Raw genomic sequence first — 13,915 nt, 5'->3', positions numbered from 1 at the left:
CGAGGAGCACCTGTTCAGCTGTCCGTGAATGACGCGCCATCTGGCGCGCCGCGTAGCCGTTTGATAGGGTGGAGATCGCGCGCGCCTCCGGCGCCGGGACGACCGGACGTCGCGCACGGCAGGTGGCTCATGTCGCACGTCACGAGCAGCGCGAAGCGAGAGAGGCCCGAGGCGCGCGGCGGCGCCCGCGGAGGCTCAGGCGGGCGCGGCGGGCGCGCGGAACGGCGGGAGGCGCTGCCGTGAACCTCGCCTCGCTCCGCCGCCAGGGCCGCACCCCGCCGGACCTCGCGTGGCCGCCGTTCTCGTGGCTCTCGTCGGGCCGGCCGCCGCGCTGCCTCGTCGTGGTCGCCCATCCGGACGACGAGACCCTCGGGCTCGGCGCGCGCATCGGCCGGCTCCAGCCGATCGAGGTGGTGCACGTGACCGACGGGGCGCCCCGCGACAGCCGGTTCATGCCGGCGGAGCTCGCCGACATCGGGCGCGAGCGCTACATCGCCCTCCGGCGCGGCGAGGTGACCCGCGCGCTCGCCCTGGGCAACGTGCCGGCGTCGAGGCTCAGGTGCCTCGGCGCGGTGGACCAGGAGGCCATCGAGGAGGCCCCGAGCCTCGCCCGGAAGCTCCTCGAGCTGTACGCCAGGACGCGGCCCGAGGTGGTGATCACCCACCCCTACGAGGGCGGCCACCCCGATCACGACGCGGCGGCGCTCGCCGTCCATTCGGCCGCGGTGCTCGCCCTCTGGAACGGCGTCACCTCGCCGCTGATCTTCGAGGCGGCCTCGTACCACGCCGCGCGGGGTCACCTCGTCACCGGCGAGTTCATCGCGCAGCCGAGCGTCCCCGAGATCGCCCTCCGGCTCTCGGGCGAGGAGGCGTCAAAGAAGCGCGCCATGCTGGCCTGTTTCTCCAGCCAGAAAGAGACGCTCGCCCCGTTCGGCGCCGAGGTCGAGCGCTTCCGGCCGGCGCCGGCCTACGACTTCCGGATGCCCCCGCACGAGGGGGCGCTCCACTACGAGCGCCTCGGCTTCCCCATCGACGGCGCGCGCTGGCGGAAGCTCGCCATCAAGACGCTGACGCTGCTCGGCCTCGATCGAGAGCGATGCCTCTGACGGTCCTGCACGTCGGCTATCCGCTCGCGCCCGTGGGTCCGGACGCCGTGGGCGGGGCCGAGCAGGTGCTCTCGATGCTCGACGAGGCGCTCTCGCGCGGCGGCCACCGGTCGATCGTCGTCGCGCCGGAGGGCTCCGCGTGCGCGGGGACGCTGGTCGCCACGCCGGCGCCGCCGCCGGGCGCGGTCCTCGACGAGGCCGCCAAGGAGCGGGCGTGGCGCCACCACCGGAGCGCCATCGCGCGGGCGCTGGAGCGGTATCCGGTCGATCTCGTCCACCTGCACGGCGTCGATTTCGATCGCTACCTGCCCGAGCCCGGCGTGCCCGCGCTGGCGACGCTCCACCTCCCGCCGAGCTTCTATTCGCCGGCGGTGTTCCGGCTCGAGCGCCCGAGGACGTTCCTCCATTGCGTCTCCGCGACGCAGCGGCGCGCCTGCCCGCCGGGCGCGCGGCTCCTGCCCGAGGTCCCGAACGGCGTCCGGCTGGAGCATTACCGGCCGCGGCGGTACCGGCGCGGCTTCGCGCTCGCGCTGGGCCGGATCTGCCCGGAGAAGGGGTACCACGTCGCCGTCGAGGCCGCGGTCCGGGCCGGGTCGCCGCTGCTCATCGCCGGACGGGCGTTCGGCTACGAGGAGCACACGCGGTATCTGCGGGAGGTCCTTGTGCCGATGCTGGGCGGCGCCGGGCCGGCGCGGCGCTTCCTGGGCCCGGTCGGCCTGGTCCGGAAGCGCCGGTTGCTCGCGGCGGCCCGGTGTCTGCTGGTGCCCAGCCTGGTCCAGGAGACCAGCTCGCTCGTCGCCATGGAGGCGCTCGCCTCGGGCACGCCGGTGATCGCGCTCCGCGGCGCCGGCGCGCTGCCGGAGATCGTGGAGCACGGCCGGACGGGGTACCTGGTGGACGACGCCGCGGAGATGGCCGAGGCGATCGCGATGGCGGACCGGCTCGACCCGGCGGAGTGCCGCCGCGCGGCCGAGGAGCGCTTCTCGGCGGCGAGGACGGCGGCGGCGTACCTGGAGATGTACCGCCGGATCCTGCGCGAGGGGTGAGCGGGAGGCGCCGGGGAGGCGCCCTGGGTTTCCTCACCTCTGTATTTCCGTTCTTCCCGGCAAGGCACGGGCGGACCTGGTGAACGGCACATCGGGTGTGTCGTCGACCGAAGCTGGCGGCTCCTTCCGATGGTGGTCACGCCTGGTCGCCCGCAGGTTGTTCGGCGAGACCGGGCTCGGCGCCGCACGAAGGAGGGAGGACCGTGAAGAACGAGATCGCTGGCATTTGCATCCCTGACAGCCACCTGGCCGCGGAGGCGACCGAGCTCGCGCGGGAGATGTCGGCGCCCTTCCTCTTCAACCACGTCATGCGCACGTACATCTTCGGCGCGCTGCTCGCGAAGCGGCGCGGGCTCCAGCTCGATCTCGAGCTGTTCTACCTCGGGGCGGCGCTCCATGACCTCGGCCTTGCCGAGAAATTCCGGGGCCCGGAGCGGTACGAGGTCGAAGGCGCGAACGCGGCGAGCGAGTTCCTGAAGCAGCGCGGCGTGCCCGAGGAGGCGATCGGCGTCGTGTGGGACGCGATTGCGCTGCACACCGTGAGGGGCGTCCCGTCCTACAAGCGGCCCGAGGTGGCGCTGCTCCACGTCGGAACTGTCATGGATATCACTGGCAAGGACGTGAAGGAGCTCTCTGCGGACGAGGTGGACGCGGTGCTCCAGGCGTACCCGCGCCTCGATTTCAAGCGCGCGTTTCCGCAGGCGATCGCCGACATGCTCGCCAGCAAGCCCGAGACCGCCTTCTACAACTTCACTGCCGACATCGCCGAGCGCCTGATCCCGGGCTTCCATGCCCCCAATTTCTACGACGTCATCCTGGCGGCGCCGTTCAAGGAGTGACCGGGCCCAGCGCGTCCTCCTCGAGCGATCGCGCTCGCGCCGGCCCCTCCGGCGCGCGCGTTGCCCATACGCGCTCTCAGACGCGGGCTGCAGAGGCGGCGTCCTGCTGCAAGCGGGCGATCAGCGCCACCAGCACATCGAACGACATCACGGCGTTCGAGTGCATGGTGTGGAACACCCCGCCATCCACATCCAGGATCTGCGACCGCTCTACCCAGAGGTTCGATGCGACGTCGGCGATGCGTTCGATCGCGATGGTCTTCCCCTCGATCGTGAGGTGGCCGCGCGTGAGCTCGATCATCTTCATCGGGTGGTCCATGTTGCGGGAGGCGAACAGGGTTTTGGACAACGCCACGCTGTCGGGCAGAGCCCGGAAGCGGACCGACCCGCCGGCCTGAAGCTCGTGGTAGAGCCGCTCCCCGCGCTGCTCTACATGGCGCATCCGCAATGTCCGGCTCAGCTCGGCGTAGCGCGAGGTGCGCGCTCCAATGAAGACCCACGGCGCCTGTGGTGTCGCCCGGTAGCCGATACCGCCGAAGTAGAACGTGTAGAGATCCTCGATGTCCGCGTAGAAGTCGGTCCGGGTGCCTTTGCGCTCCCGAGCCTGGATCGCGTTCTGGTGCAGCACGAACACGGGCTGCGAGGCCACGACCCACCACGTGCCCAGCGCGATCACGACGCCCAGAGCGATCGCCCCGTAGCCAGCGCGATACAGCACCGACACATCCCCATCGAACCGCACCGTGCTGCCCGGCCCTGGTACCAGGGACAGCACCAGGGCGCCCGCGCCGGCGAACAGCGCTGCCAGAAACCATCCGGTAAAAAGAAGCGAACGGCTCTTGCCGTAGGTGCCGATCACATCGCCTGGATTGCGCATGCTTCCATCCTTCTCGTTGGTTGTTCTTGTCGACCGTGCCACGCGGCGGCGGCGCGGTCCCAGGCAGGCGATCCTCGAGACCGCATCTTTTGCTCCTTCTGCATTACGGTTAGGCGCCGGGTGGGCGACCGCATGTCCCCCCTCTGCTCGAACACTCTCCAGAAAGCAGCGCCCTGGGTGTCGGCGGGATTGCTCCGCATGAGCGTGCAGGGTTGGCGGCGCGCAGGAATAAGGCGCCCGGCGCCCTCGGGGATGAGGTGGCGGCCCGGGTCGTTCACGAGGCGATCGGCTGGGCTCCACGAGCGATCTCGACGGGACGTTGCAGCGCCTGCACCACGAGGGCCGCGAGGCGGGCGGTCGGGAGCTCCGGTTCCGCCGTTGCCTGGTGCAGAGCCAGGGGGAGCGCGGGTAGCGCCGGCAGCCCGGCCTCCCCGGGGCCGAGCGCGCGCACGCCGGCGGGCAGGCCGATCGGCGTGCGCACCGTGAACCCAAGCCCCGCCGCCGCCGCGGCCCAGAGCCCGCCCAGGTCCGGGCTGGTGAAGGCGAGCCGCCACGGGATGCCAGCGCGATCGAGCGCCGCCGCGGCGGCATCCCGGAACCGGCACGGCGCCTCGATGGCCAGGAGCGGCAGCGACTCGCCCTCCGCCCCGGTCCGCGCAGGGCCCCCCGCGGCCGACCCGATCCAGCGCATCGGCAGCTCGGCCAGACGCTCGCCATGCGGCGCCCCCATCCCGTCGCCCCACACGAGCGCGAGATCGAGCCGGCCCGACGTGACCCGCTCGAGCAGCTCCGCATTGCGCGCGACCCGCACCTCGATCCGCACCCTCGGGTGGGCGCGCGAAAACCGCCCCAGCACCCCGGAGAGCAGCACGTCACCGAAGTCCTGTTGCAGGCCGAGCCGGACCCAGCCCTCGAGATCGACGCCGCGGACCGCGACCGCCGCCTCGTCGTTCAGCTCGAGCAGGCGGCGGGCGTACGCCAGCATCGTCTCGCCCGCCTCCGTCAGCGCGAGACCGCGCCCGGCCTTACGAAAGAGCGGCGTGCCCGCCTGCTCCTCCAGCTTCTTGAGCTGAGCGCTCACCGCCGAGGTCGACCGGCCCACCCGGCTCGCCGCCCTGGCGAAGCTGCCCAGCTCCACCCCCGCGACGAAGCTGCGCAGCACGTCGAGATCGAAGGTGACGCGTTGCATGCCAACCGTCCCGTTTTTATGAACTATCCGTACCAAAGTTCCTGATTTTCAGCACGATGATGCTCCGTCATGCTGGTGGCGTCAAGGCGAGCCGGAGCCGCCTGGCAGGGCACAAGGACCCACACTCCATGCGTTTCGCTCACGTCTCACCGCGGAATGTCGAGCCGCCGCTGCGCGCAGGGGACCTCTCTCTCGATCTCGCCGACAGCCATCGTCGCACGCGGCGTCCGGGGAGAGCGCTCCCTGGGAGCGGGCGCCGCCTCTCCCGGGCTGCGCTCGCGATAGCGACAGCCTTGCTCTGTGCCGGCGCGGGATGCGCGCGGGACTCGGTCCTGGAGCGAGCCTCGCTCGGGACTCACGCGGTCGCGGGCGGGAAGGCCGTGACCCGCGTCGAGGTGCAGCGGCTGACGTTGCCCCCTGGGTTCAAGGCCGGGCCGCACACGCACCCCGGTCCGGTCGTCTGCTATGTGACCGAAGGGCGTATTCTGTTTCAGGTGAAAGGCCAACCGGCCAGGTACTACACGGCAGGGCAGACGATCTTCGAGCCCGCGAGCACGCCCATCGAGCGCTTCGACAACGAGTCCAGCTCGGCCCCCGCGACCTTCATCGCCACCTACCTGCTGGGCGACCAGGACACGGAGTTGCTCCACAGGCTCCAGTAGACACGCCTGCGCTCTCTGGCCGTAGTAGCTCTTCCGGCCGGCGATGTGGACACCCGTTCCAATGATGCGTACACTCGTCCATATGACGACCCCCGACGACACGCGATCCATGCGCGAGCGGATGCTCGCGGGCGACCTCTACATGGGCGATCCCGAGCTCGCGGAGCTGAGCGCCGCGGCGCTGGATCTGATGGCGGCCTACAACGCGACCTCGGCGCGCCAGCGCCCGCTGCGCCGCCGGCTGCTGGAGCAGCTGCTCGGCTCGATCGGCGAGGGCACGGAGATCCGCCCGCCGTTCTATGTGGATTACGGCGCGCAGATCACCATCGGGGCGCGCTGCTTCGCGAACTTCGGGCTGGTGGCGCTCGATGTCGCGCCGATCACCATCGGCGACGACGTGCAGATCGGGCCCAACGTGCAGCTGCTCACGCCGACCCACCCGCTGGACCCCGAGCCGCGGCGCGAGAAGTGGGAGGCCGCCAAGCCGATCACGATCGGGAACAACGTGTGGCTCGGCGGCGGCGCGATCGTGCTGCCCGGGGTGACGATCGGGGACAACACCGTGGTGGGCGCCGGCGCCGTCGTGACGCGCGATCTGCCGGCCAACGTCGTCGCGGTGGGCAACCCCGCGCGCGTGATCCGCACGCTCGACGGCGCCGGCGCCGCGGTCGGGCCCGCGCCGGGCGACGCGCGAGGGTGACGGGGGCGCGATGGGCAGAGCCAGCGCGAGGCGCGCGGCGCCGGCGCGGAGGGCGCGCCGCCACGACCCGGGGCGCAGGGACCGGCTGGTGGCGACGGCGCTCGACGTCATCGCCGAGCACGGGGTCGCAGGCGCCTCGCATCGCTCCATCGCGCGGGCCGCCGACGTGCCGCTCGGCTCGACCACGTACCATTTCGCGTCGATCGACGAGCTCCTCGCCGCGGCGTTCACCCGGCACGCGGAGGCCGCGGCGTCCCGCTTCGAGGCGCGGATGCGCGCCGCCTGCGGCCGCGAGGCCGCGGTCGAGCTCCTGGTCGAGCACCTCACGGCGGACCTGCTCGGCTCGCCGCGCGACCTCGTGCTCAGCGTCGAGCTCTACGTCGCCGCCGCCCGGCGGCCCGCGCTGCGCGCCGTCACCCAGGCCTGGATGCTGCGGAGCCGACGCGCGCTGGAGCTCCACTTCGACCCGGTGACCGCGCGGGAGCTCGACGCGCTGATCGAAGGCCTGGTGCTGCACAGCGCGCTGTCCACGGATCCGATGACCGCCGAGCAGATCCGGCACGCGATCCGCCGCTTCGCCCGGTGAGGACACGCATGCCGCATTCGAGGCATGTTCGCCGGAGCTCAGCGACGCACTCGATGGATCCAGTACCCCGGCGCGCGGTGCTGATGAGCGACCGCGAGCACGTGAACGACGTCCGCGGTGACCAGGAAGATGAGGGCGTACGGGAACCCCGGCACGAGCGCGCGACGAACCGGCGGATCCAGCTCCGGCTCCATGAGGACCGGAAAACGAAGCGGGATTCGCGCGATCTCGCGAGCGAGAGAGCGCACCTCCGCGAGGAACCGCCGGGCGACATCCGGCGAGCCCTTCTTGTACCAGGTCGCCGCCTCCCGAAGCTCGGCCTCGGCTTCGGGCGCGAGCCGCGCCGTCCTCACAAGCCCAGATCGCGCTCGATGCGATCTACCGCGTCGTCGATGTCAGCGCCCGGCGATTGCCCAGACAGAGCTCGACGTGCCCTACGTTCGATCTCCTCGATCCAGGCCGCCTCATCGCGAGCGTCGGGCTGCGAGAGCGAATCCATGAGCTCGAGCGCGAGCGTCGCTCGCTCCCGTTCATCGAGCTCAAGCGCTTCCTGGAGGAGCTTACGGGCTGTGCTCATCGCTCTGGAGGATAGCACGCGGGCGGCCGCCGGAGGGAGCGGTAGGAGAGCCGAGCCGCCGGGAACGAGGTGGACGCAAGCGGGTCGTGCGCCGGCGCGGCCGCGCAAGCGGGCCGGACCGCGAACCGCGCCGCCGGCCCGGCCTCCAGGTCGGCCGCTGCGCCTGGCCCCGGCGAGCGCCGCCCCTCAGCCGCCGGTGCGCACCTTCCGGTGCAGCTCGATGAGCCGCTTGCCCTCGAGGACCTTCCCGTAAAAGTCGACCGCCGTCCGTATCGCGCCGAGCAACCGCGCGATGTCGCCGCTCTTCGTGATGTAGCCGAAGGGCCTGTGATGATTGATGATATCATAAGGATCCTTCGCGTCCTGATAGGCCGAATAAAAGATCACCGGGACGTCGGGATACCTCCTCCGGATCTCGTCGCAGGCCCAGAAGCCGTCGTGTCTCCCCATCTTCACGTCCAGGACGACGGCGCAGGTGTCGTCTTCGACGGCGTCCCGGCCCTCCTTGGCCGAGGCGCACACGGTGACGTCGTACCAGGCGTCGAGGACGCCCTGGAGCGATTTCCTGATCGTGGGATCGTCGTCGACCACCAGCACCTTGGGCCGAGCTGCGGTCGTCGGGCCGGGGAGCGCCCCCTCCCTGTCCAGCAATGCATCGAAGTCCTTGAACGACATCCCCGGCCCCCCGGCTCCACGGGCGCGCCCCCGCGCTCGTTCGCGACTTGATTTCCCATATCACCGCGCGTTCTCGCTTTGCAAGCCGCCGGCCCGAGCTCGACGGCCACGCGCGGCCGCACTCAGCTGCTTCGGTGTCCTGACCGCAACCCCAAGGCGTGTGGTCGCAGGTGCGGTCGAGGGCGATATGCGGCGCGATTGCGATCGCGTCGCGATCGTTCCGCGCGCTCGCTGCGCGGAGCGCTCTCCAGGGATCGCGTCTCACGCGCCGGCGCTCGCCGGGGGAGGGGACTCGGCTTCACCGCGCGTCTTCGGGAGGGCGATGCGGAAGGTCGTCCCGTGATCCGGCTGGCTGCTGATCTCCACGGCGCCCTCGTACAGCGCCGCGAGCTTCTTCACGACGCCGAGCCCGAGGCCGGTCCCGCTCTCCGGCTTCGTCGAGAAGAAGGGATCGAAGATCCTGGCGTGAAGCTCGGGAGGGATGCCCACGCCGGTGTCGCTGATCTCCAGCACCCAGCGGCGCGGCTCCTCCACGAGCGAGATGACGATGCGCTTCTCGCGCTGATCGCCGGCCTCACAGAGCGCGTCGCGCGCGTTCAGCACGAGGTTTCTCAGGATGGAGTGGAAATGGATCTCGTCGCCCCGGAGCTCGGCCCCCGCGTCGACCAGGACGTCGACCGCGATCGCGTGCCGCGCGAGGTCGTCGCTTGCCTCCTTGAGGACGGACTCGACGATGGGGCGGACGCGGACCGCCTGGTTTCCGGGGCGCTCTCGTCCGACCTTCGCGTAGTCGAGGATCATGCGGGTGCTCGCGAGCCCGCGGTCGAGCGACTCCTCGATGTCGCGCAGCGCCGTGTCGAGCAGCTCCTCGTTCGCGTTGATCCGACGGAAGACGGTGGCGGTGGCCGCGTAAGTATCGGCGGGGATGTGGCGCTTCGTCGAGAGATAGAGCTCTCTCAAGAGCTCGCTGTTTTCGACGCAGACGCTCCTCTGCGGATCGCCCGCGCCCGCGCCGCGGACCCGCGCGAGGAACGTCTTGGCGCCCGTGAGGATGTTCCGCATCTCGTGGGCGAACCCGCCCGCCATCTGCACCTCGGTCGCCTCTTTCTCCAGCGCGATGAGGCGCGCCTGCGCGTCGCGGAGCTCTCGGGTGCGCTCCGCGACCGTCTGCTCGAGCCGCTCGTTGACGCTCCGGATCTCGGCGTTCGCCGACTCGACGGCGCGGAGGAGGTCCGCGTTCTCCACGGCGATGGCGGCCTGCGCGGAGAGCCAGCCGAGCACCTCGACGCGCGCTGGCTGGAAGACGTCGGGGGTGGAGCGGTGCTCCAGGTAGAGCAGGCCGGTGACGCTGCCGCGATAGAGGAGCGGCAGACAGAGGATGGATCTCGGCTGCAGGCGGGCGATCGCGGGGTCGCGGCCGAAGCGCGCGTCGCGGGGTGCGTCGCGGAGGACCGCCGCCTCGCCGGTGCGCGCAACGTAGTTGAGGACGGTCTGCGGGAGATCGCAGCGCGCCTCGGCCGGCTGCCGGAGCTCGACCTCGACGACCTCGGGCTCGATGTCGAGGGTCGCCTCGAGGAACAGCCGGTGATCGCGGAGCAGGAGGAGCGCGCCCCGCTGGGCCCCGGCGTTCGCGGCCGCGATCCGCAGCAGGCGATCGATGACCTTCGGCAGCACGATCTCGCTCGCGACCGCCTGCGCGGATCGGATGATCGCGGCCACGTCGAGGAGCTGCGGGTAGAGCGGGTGGCTCGCGCCCGCGCCGGGCCGCCCTGCCGGGGCGGCGCGCTCCTCGACGAGCCAGGGATGGCTCGCGACGAGCGCCTGCGCCTTCGCGTCAGCGCCCCAGGTCGCGTAAGCGCGGAAGGCGTTCGTCATGTAGTGCCGTGCGATCTCCTGCCGCCCGAGCCCGCGGTAGAAGCCGGACGCGAGCTCGTACGCGAGCGCCTCCTCGTGCACGAAGCCGTGCCGCCGCGCCCCGTCGATCGCGCGGTCGTAGAGCTCCATCGCCGGGACCACCTCGCGCCTGACGCGCGAGAGCTCGGCGCTCACGAGATCGTGCTTGTGGCGGTTGTTCTCGGGGGCGAAGCGCGCCCAGGTCTCGAGCTTTCGTTGGTTCGCGTCGACCTGGGCGAGGGCGGCGCCGCGGTCGTCCTCCGCCAGACGGTCGAGGGCGGCGAGGATGGAGAGCGACTCATAGAAATTGTGCTCGAGGACGGTGACCATGCCTGCGACCCCATCCCGGTACTCCTCCCCGGCGCGGAGGGAACGGTGAGCCTGCTCTGGATGGCCGAACGTATAGAGCAGCATGCCCTTCGCGAGGTGCAGCGCGAACAAGGAGCTCCTGCTCTGTCCCAGGCACGGGATCATCGTCGTCTCGTCGAAGCTGTCGCCGACGAGCCTCTGCTTCTCCTCGGATGTCGCTCGCAGGCAGCGGACGAGCTGCATCCAGATCCTGGAGTGATAGAGCGAGTACTGGTTGTTCAATTTCAGCGATAGATCCACCGATTGCTTCATCCGCAGCTCGGTGGTCGTCAGCTCTTCTCCCACGAAGAGCGAGTGCAACGAGAGGATGGTCGAGCTGTACGCCGAATATTCGATGTCTCCTGTGTCCAGGCCTACCTGGACGGCATGGCGCAGCGGATCGAGCGTCTCTCGGAGGTGTCGCTTCCAGTGATGGATGAGGACGTTCACCGTGCCGAAGACCTTGGATTCGATCTCGACGGCGCCGAACGTCTTCGTGAGCTCGAGCGCCAGGCTCCCCAGGGCGAAAGCCTCGTCGATGTTGTTCGTGGCGCAGTGGATGACGCCGTAGATCGCATAGACGAGCGGGGCGAGCGGCGAGTTGCCGTACCGCATGCAGATGTCCACCATCGTGAAGGTGCTGGCCGGCAGCAGGTCTGGCCTCGCCAGATACGTCGCTGGATTGACCGTCGTCATGAGCCGCAGCGCCGACCGCATGCGCTCGTCCGTCATCGGCGGGAGCTGGGCCAGCCGAGCCACGTCGGCGTGCGCCGGCGGTGAGCTCGACAGCTGGACACCGAGCATGGCGAGGACGCCGAACGCCATGTCGATGGCATCCTGCATTCGATTTTGTGATATGTAAAACTGAACGCGAGTCTCGTAGATTCGGATCTTTTCGAGGACATCCGAGGCTCGATCCTCGACCACCTTCGCAGCTGTCTCGGCGTTCTCGAAATTGATCGTCAGGTACTCGAGCTCGACCAGCTCCGTGTGGATCGCGAGCGACAGCGCGTGATCCGCCTCCCAGCAGTCGTCCGGCAGGAACGCCGCCGCGGCGCGGAGGCACTGCACCCCAGGCCCGTAGGCGGCCCCGCGCCTCGCCTTCTGTCCGGCCCTCAGGTTGAGCGCCGCGGCCTCGTAGCGCTGCTGCCTGTCCTCGATCAGCTCTGCGCCCAGGTTGAGGTGCGTCACGATCTCGTGGATCCGTGCCTCGAGCGACTCGGGCGGGGTCTCCCGCAGCATCCGTCGCCCGAGCTCCAGGTGGACCCTGATTCGCTCCTCCTCCGGGAGCAGCCTGTACGCCGCCTGCTGCACGCGGTCGTGCAGGAACCTGAACGCCGCGGAGCTCCCGCCGTCCTCGGCGAGGAAGCGCGCGATCTTGTAGTCGCTGTCGACAGGCAAGACGAGCCCCGCCTCCAGCGCCGGCCAGAGGTCCTCGTCGGTGGCCCGCACGTCCTTCTGGTGAATGCGCGCGAGCAGCTTCAGATCGAACCGGCTGCCGATGCACGCGGCCAGCATCACGACCCGCTGCGTCGCCCCGGCCAGGCCGCGGACGCGGAGGATCATCAGGTCGACGACGTTCTCCGCGGCGCTCATCCGCGCGATGTCCGGCGCGCTCCACCGCCAGGCGCCCCGCTCCGGATCGAAGCTCAGGTGACCTTCGCGGTGGATGCTCGTCAGGTGCTGGATGACGAACAGCGGGTTTCCCTCGGTCCTCGAGAAGAGGATGTCCGACAGCGGGCGGCACGCGTCGCGCGACGAGCCCAGCGTGTCGGACACGAGCTGCTCGACGTGCTCCCGCTCGAGCGGCATGAGCGCCATGGTGCGCACGCGCGCCTGGCTCTTCTTCAGCGCGCTCAGCATCATCATGAGCGGATGGGCGTCGTCCACCTCGCTGTCCCGGTACGCGCCGATCAGCAGGAGGCGTCGAATGTCGGCGTCCTCCATGAGGACGTCGATCAGGTCCAGCGAGCCGGTGTCGGCCCACTGGAGGTCGTCGAGGAACAGGACGAGCGGGCGTCCCCGCGAGGTGACCGCCCCGATGAAGCTCCGGAACGTGAAATGGAACCGGTTGCGCGTCTCCATCGGTCCGAGCGCCGGGACGGGCGGCTGCTCGCCGAGGAGGAGCGCGATCTCGGGGATCACGTCGGCGATCACCTGACCGTTCGGCGAGATCGCGGCGAGGAGCCTGGCCCTCCAGGCGCCGAGCTCTTCCTTGCTCTCCGTGAGGAGCTGCCGCACGAGCTCCCGGATCGCGGCGATGAAGGACGCATAGGGGATGTTGCGCGAGAGCTGATCGAACTTGCCGGCGGCGAAGTAGCCCCCCTCCTCGGCGATGGGCTTGTGGATCTCGCTCACGACCGACGATTTGCCGACGCCCGGGTAGCCGGCCACGAGGAGGAGCTCCGACGAGCCGCCGGCTCCGGACCCGCGGCCGCTCACGTCCCGGAACGCGCTCATCAGCGTCGCGACCTCCGCCTGCCGGCCATAGAGCTCCTGCGACACCTGGAGCCGGTTCGGCCTGTCCTTCTGGCCGACCACGAAGCGCAGAGCCGGCCTTTTGCCCTCCATCACCTCGAGACACGCGAGCAAATCTGCCCGCAGGCCGAACGCGCTCTGGTAGCGCGCCTCGGCGGTCTTCGACAGGAGCTTCATGATGACCGCGGAGAAGGCCTCTGGCACGGACGACCGCGCCTGATGCGGAGGGACCGGCGTCCTCGCGATGTGGGCGTGCACGAGCTCCATCGGATCCGTCGCCTCGAAGGGGAGGCGCCCGGTCGTGAGCTCGTAGAGCGTGACCCCTAGAGCGTAGTAGTCCGAGCGGAAATCGACCGATCGGTTCATGCGGCCGGTCTGCTCGGGAGACATGTAATACAGCGTGCCGCCGCCGGACGACCACGGATCGCACACCGCCGCTCGCTCCGCCGGCAGCAGGGAAGCGCTCGAGAAGGCCGTGAGCTTGCACGCGCCGAGCGCGGGATCCACGAGGATGTTGCTCGGCTGGAGGTCGTTGTGGATGATGCTCCGGTCGTGGATGGCGCCGAGCGTGTCGGCCAGCTGCAGCGCCAGCTGGATCGCCGGCGCGGGGCCGATGTCGCGCCCGCGCTCGTCGAGGATCGCCCGCAGGGAGCGGCCCTCGAAGTGCTCCAGGACGAGCGCGACCTGGTCGCTCCGGACCTCCAGGTCGCGGGCCTTGAGGATCCCCTCCAGGTCGAGCTTGCTGGTGATCTCGTGCTCGCGCTGGAGCATCGCGATCTCACGGGGGCCGTGGACGTCGCGTCGAGCCACCTTGAGGAGGCACAGCGCTCCTGTGCTCTTCGTCCGGCCGAGGTAGACGCTGTGGCGAGGCCCGTGGTGCAGCGCGTCGAGGACCTCGTGACGGATGAGCTCGACCATGTGATTCCCCCTGGATCGGAT

At 70.3% G+C, this 13,915-nt stretch carries 12 protein-coding genes; 6 read left to right on the top strand and 6 right to left on the bottom strand.

Features of this window, described 5'->3' with window-relative positions; all coding sequences use genetic code 11:
* The first annotated feature begins 239 nt into the window (after nucleotides 1–239).
* The 3 genes from WME98_RS10905 to WME98_RS10895 all read left to right on the top strand — a co-directional run bounded on the left by WME98_RS10905 (nucleotide 240) and on the right by WME98_RS10895 (nucleotide 2,991).
* Nucleotides 240–1,106 (top strand): PIG-L deacetylase family protein, encoded by an 867-nt coding sequence (locus WME98_RS10905; RefSeq protein ID WP_437951282.1) that lies wholly within the window; start codon nucleotides 240–242, stop codon nucleotides 1,104–1,106.
* Complete coding sequence (locus tag WME98_RS10900; protein ID WP_437951281.1) at nucleotides 1,097–2,152, top strand: glycosyltransferase family 4 protein; 1,056 nt, start codon at nucleotides 1,097–1,099, stop codon at nucleotides 2,150–2,152. Before WME98_RS10905 ends, WME98_RS10900 begins: the two co-directional genes overlap by 10 nt.
* A 203-nt stretch (nucleotides 2,153–2,355) precedes the next feature.
* On the top strand, nucleotides 2,356–2,991 hold the full coding sequence (locus WME98_RS10895; RefSeq protein WP_437951280.1) for an HD domain-containing protein: 636 nt from the start codon (nucleotides 2,356–2,358) through the stop codon (nucleotides 2,989–2,991).
* Nucleotides 2,992–3,067: 76 nt separating this feature from the next.
* On the opposite strand, the gene WME98_RS10890 is transcribed toward WME98_RS10895, so the two are convergent.
* Both WME98_RS10890 and WME98_RS10885 read right to left on the bottom strand, forming a co-directional pair.
* Nucleotides 3,068–3,868 (bottom strand): hypothetical protein, encoded by an 801-nt coding sequence (locus WME98_RS10890; RefSeq protein WP_437951279.1) that lies wholly within the window; start codon nucleotides 3,866–3,868, stop codon nucleotides 3,068–3,070.
* Between the two features lie 274 nt (nucleotides 3,869–4,142).
* Entirely contained in the window at nucleotides 4,143–5,057 is a 915-nt protein-coding gene (locus WME98_RS10885; RefSeq protein ID WP_437951278.1) for a LysR substrate-binding domain-containing protein, read from the bottom strand.
* A gap of 380 nt (nucleotides 5,058–5,437) precedes the next feature.
* On the opposite strand from WME98_RS10885, the gene WME98_RS10880 reads away from it, so the two are divergent.
* The 3 genes from WME98_RS10880 (at nucleotide 5,438) to WME98_RS10870 (ending at nucleotide 7,005) form a co-directional block, all read left to right on the top strand.
* Entirely contained in the window at nucleotides 5,438–5,719 is a 282-nt protein-coding gene (locus WME98_RS10880) for a cupin domain-containing protein (RefSeq protein ID WP_437951277.1), read from the top strand.
* Nucleotides 5,720–5,801: 82 nt separating this feature from the next.
* Nucleotides 5,802–6,419, top strand: a complete 618-nt coding sequence (locus tag WME98_RS10875) for a sugar O-acetyltransferase (RefSeq protein ID WP_437951276.1) — start codon at nucleotides 5,802–5,804, stop codon at nucleotides 6,417–6,419.
* 10 nt (nucleotides 6,420–6,429) lie between these two features.
* Nucleotides 6,430–7,005 carry a TetR/AcrR family transcriptional regulator gene (locus WME98_RS10870; protein WP_061629172.1) on the top strand — a complete coding sequence of 192 codons (576 nt, stop codon included), beginning with the start codon at nucleotides 6,430–6,432 and terminating at the stop codon, nucleotides 7,003–7,005.
* A gap of 38 nt (nucleotides 7,006–7,043) precedes the next feature.
* On the opposite strand, the gene WME98_RS10865 is transcribed toward WME98_RS10870, so the two are convergent.
* The 4 genes from WME98_RS10865 to WME98_RS10850 form a co-directional block, all read right to left on the bottom strand.
* On the bottom strand, nucleotides 7,044–7,358 hold the full coding sequence (locus WME98_RS10865) for a type II toxin-antitoxin system RelE/ParE family toxin (protein ID WP_437951275.1): 315 nt from the start codon (nucleotides 7,356–7,358) through the stop codon (nucleotides 7,044–7,046).
* Entirely contained in the window at nucleotides 7,355–7,582 is a 228-nt protein-coding gene (locus WME98_RS10860; protein WP_061629170.1) for an addiction module protein, read from the bottom strand. The genes WME98_RS10865 and WME98_RS10860 overlap by 4 nt, the downstream gene beginning before the upstream one ends.
* Nucleotides 7,583–7,768: 186 nt before the next feature.
* Nucleotides 7,769–8,257 carry a response regulator gene (locus tag WME98_RS10855; RefSeq protein WP_437951274.1) on the bottom strand — a complete coding sequence of 163 codons (489 nt, stop codon included), beginning with the start codon at nucleotides 8,255–8,257 and terminating at the stop codon, nucleotides 7,769–7,771.
* Between the two features lie 261 nt (nucleotides 8,258–8,518).
* On the bottom strand, nucleotides 8,519–13,894 hold the full coding sequence (locus WME98_RS10850) for a trifunctional serine/threonine-protein kinase/ATP-binding protein/sensor histidine kinase (protein ID WP_437951273.1): 5,376 nt from the start codon (nucleotides 13,892–13,894) through the stop codon (nucleotides 8,519–8,521).
* Between the last annotated feature and the right edge of the window lie 21 nt (nucleotides 13,895–13,915).

Source organism: Sorangium sp. So ce296 (assembly GCF_051529605.1).
Taxonomy (GTDB): domain Bacteria; phylum Myxococcota_A; class Polyangia; order Polyangiales; family Polyangiaceae; genus Sorangium; species Sorangium cellulosum_D.
This window is presented reverse-complemented; position numbering and strand designations above follow the sequence as displayed.